Source organism: Acidovorax sp. HMWF029 (genome assembly GCF_003060895.1).
Taxonomy (GTDB): Bacteria; Pseudomonadota; Gammaproteobacteria; order Burkholderiales; family Burkholderiaceae_C; genus Acidovorax.
Genome location: NZ_QAIH01000017.1, coordinates 2,501 through 5,268 on the forward strand (window position 1 = coordinate 2,501; position 2,768 = coordinate 5,268).

1 rRNA gene (cut by a window edge) is annotated in these 2,768 nt (G+C 51.1%); it reads left to right on the forward strand.

Annotated elements, in window-relative coordinates:
- A 23S ribosomal RNA gene (locus tag DBR12_RS01355) occupies positions 1 to 2,743 on the forward strand; it begins 136 nt to the left of the window's first position.
- Positions 2,744 to 2,768 lie beyond the last annotated feature (25 nt).

Below are 2,768 nucleotides of genomic sequence, written 5' to 3' on the forward strand. Positions count from 1 at the left end.
CAAGAGGTATCGCATGATGAATACATAGTCATGCGAGGCGAACCGGGTGAACTGAAACATCTCAGTAGCTCGAGGAAAAGACATCAACCGAGATTCCGAAAGTAGTGGCGAGCGAAATCGGAAGAGCCTTCTAGTGATAGCACGACTGTTAGCAAAACGGAATGGAAAGTCCGGCCATAGCAGGTGATAGCCCTGTATGCGAAAACAGACGTGTGGTACTAAGTTAGAGAAAAGTAGGGCGGGACACGAGAAATCCTGTCTGAATATGGGGGGACCATCCTCCAAGGCTAAATACTCGTAATCGACCGATAGTGAACCAGTACCGTGAGGGAAAGGCGAAAAGAACCCCGGGAGGGGAGTGAAATAGATCCTGAAACCGCATGCTTACAAAAAGTAGGAGCCCGAAAGGGTGACTGCGTACCTTTTGTATAATGGGTCAGCGACTTACATTCAGTGGCAAGGTTAACCGAATAGGGAAGCCGTAGAGAAATCGAGTCCGAATAGGGCGAATCAGTCGCTGGGTGTAGACCCGAAACCAAGTGATCTATCCATGGCCAGGATGAAGGTGCCGTAACAGGTACTGGAGGTCCGAACCCACTAGTGTTGCAAAACTAGGGGATGAGCTGTGGATAGGGGTGAAAGGCTAAACAAACTTGGAAATAGCTGGTTCTCTCCGAAAACTATTTAGGTAGTGCCTCAAGTATTACCTGCGGGGGTAGAGCACTGTTTAGGCTAGGGGGTCATGGCGACTTACCAAACCTATGCAAACTCCGAATACCGCAGAGTACAGCTTGGGAGACAGAGCACCGGGTGCTAACGTCCGGACTCAAGAGGGAAACAACCCAGACCGCCAGCTAAGGTCCCTAAAATTGGCTAAGTGGGAAACGAAGTGGGAAGGCTAAAACAGTCAGGATGTTGGCTTAGAAGCAGCCATCATTTAAAGAAAGCGTAATAGCTCACTGATCGAGTCGTCCTGCGCGGAAGATGTAACGGGGCTAAGCCAGTTACCGAAGCTGCGGATTTGCAATTTATTGCAAGTGGTAGGAGAGCGTTCTGTAGGCCTGTGAAGGTGTCTGGTAACGGATGCTGGAGGTATCAGAAGTGCGAATGCTGACATGAGTAGCGTTAAAGGGGGTGAAAAGCCCCCTCGCCGTAAGCGCAAGGTTTTCTACGCAACGTTCATCGGCGTAGAGTGAGTCGGCCCCTAAGGCGAGGCAGAGATGCGTAGCTGATGGGAAACAGGTCAATATTCCTGTACCGATCAATAGTGCGATGTGGGGACGGAGAAGGTTAGCTCAGCCAACTGTTGGATATGTTGGTTCAAGCCTGTAGTCGTGCCTGGTAGGCAAATCCGCCGGGCTTAGATGAGGGGTGATAACGAGTCTGCTTGCAGACGAAGTGAGTGATACCCTGCTTCCAGGAAAAGCCACTAAGCTTCAGCTATTGACGACCGTACCGCAAACCGACACTGGTGCGCGAGATGAGTATTCTAAGGCGCTTGAGAGAACTCAGGAGAAGGAACTCGGCAAATTGATACCGTAACTTCGGGAGAAGGTATGCCCCAAGTAGGTGAACTCGTACAGAGGGAGCCCAACGGGGTTGCAAAAAATCGGTGGCTGCGACTGTTTAATAAAAACACAGCACTCTGCAAACACGAAAGTGGACGTATAGGGTGTGACGCCTGCCCGGTGCTGGAAGATTAAATGATGGGGTGCAAGCTCTTGATTGAAGTCCCAGTAAACGGCGGCCGTAACTATAACGGTCCTAAGGTAGCGAAATTCCTTGTCGGGTAAGTTCCGACCTGCACGAATGGCGTAACGATGGCCACACTGTCTCCTCCTGAGACTCAGCGAAGTTGAAATGTTTGTGATGATGCAATCTCCCCGCGGAAAGACGGAAAGACCCCATGAACCTTTACTGTAGCTTTGTATTGGACTTTGAACAGATCTGTGTAGGATAGGTGGGAGGCTTTGAAGTGAGGTCGCTAGATCTCATGGAGCCAACGTTGAAATACCACCCTGGTGTGTTTGAGGTTCTAACCTAGGTCCATTATCTGGATCGGGGACAGTGCATGGTAGGCAGTTTGACTGGGGCGGTCTCCTCCCAAAGCGTAACGGAGGAGTTCGAAGGTACGCTAGTTACGGTCGGACATCGTGACGATAGTGCAATGGCATAAGCGTGCTTAACTGCGAGACTGACAAGTCGAGCAGATGCGAAAGCAGGACATAGTGATCCGGTGGTTCTGTATGGAAGGGCCATCGCTCAACGGATAAAAGGTACTCTGGGGATAACAGGCTGATACCGCCCAAGAGTTCATATCGACGGCGGTGTTTGGCACCTCGATGTCGGCTCATCTCATCCTGGGGCTGTAGCCGGTCCCAAGGGTATGGCTGTTCGCCATTTAAAGAGGTACGTGAGCTGGGTTTAAAACGTCGTGAGACAGTTTGGTCCCTATCTTCCGTGGGCGCTGCAGATTTGAGGAAGCCTGCTCCTAGTACGAGAGGACCGGAGTGGACACACCTCTGGTGTATCGGTTGTCACGCCAGTGGCATTGCCGAGTAGCTAAGTGTGGAAGAGATAACCGCTGAAAGCATCTAAGCGGGAAACTCGTTTCAAGATGAGATCTGCCGGGGCCTTGAGCCCCCTAAAGAGTCGTTCAAGACCAGGACGTTGATAGGCTGGGTGTGGAAGCGCAGTAATGCGTTAAGCTAACCAGTACTAATTGCTCGTGCGGCTTGACCCTATAACTTTGATAGCCAATCCCCGTG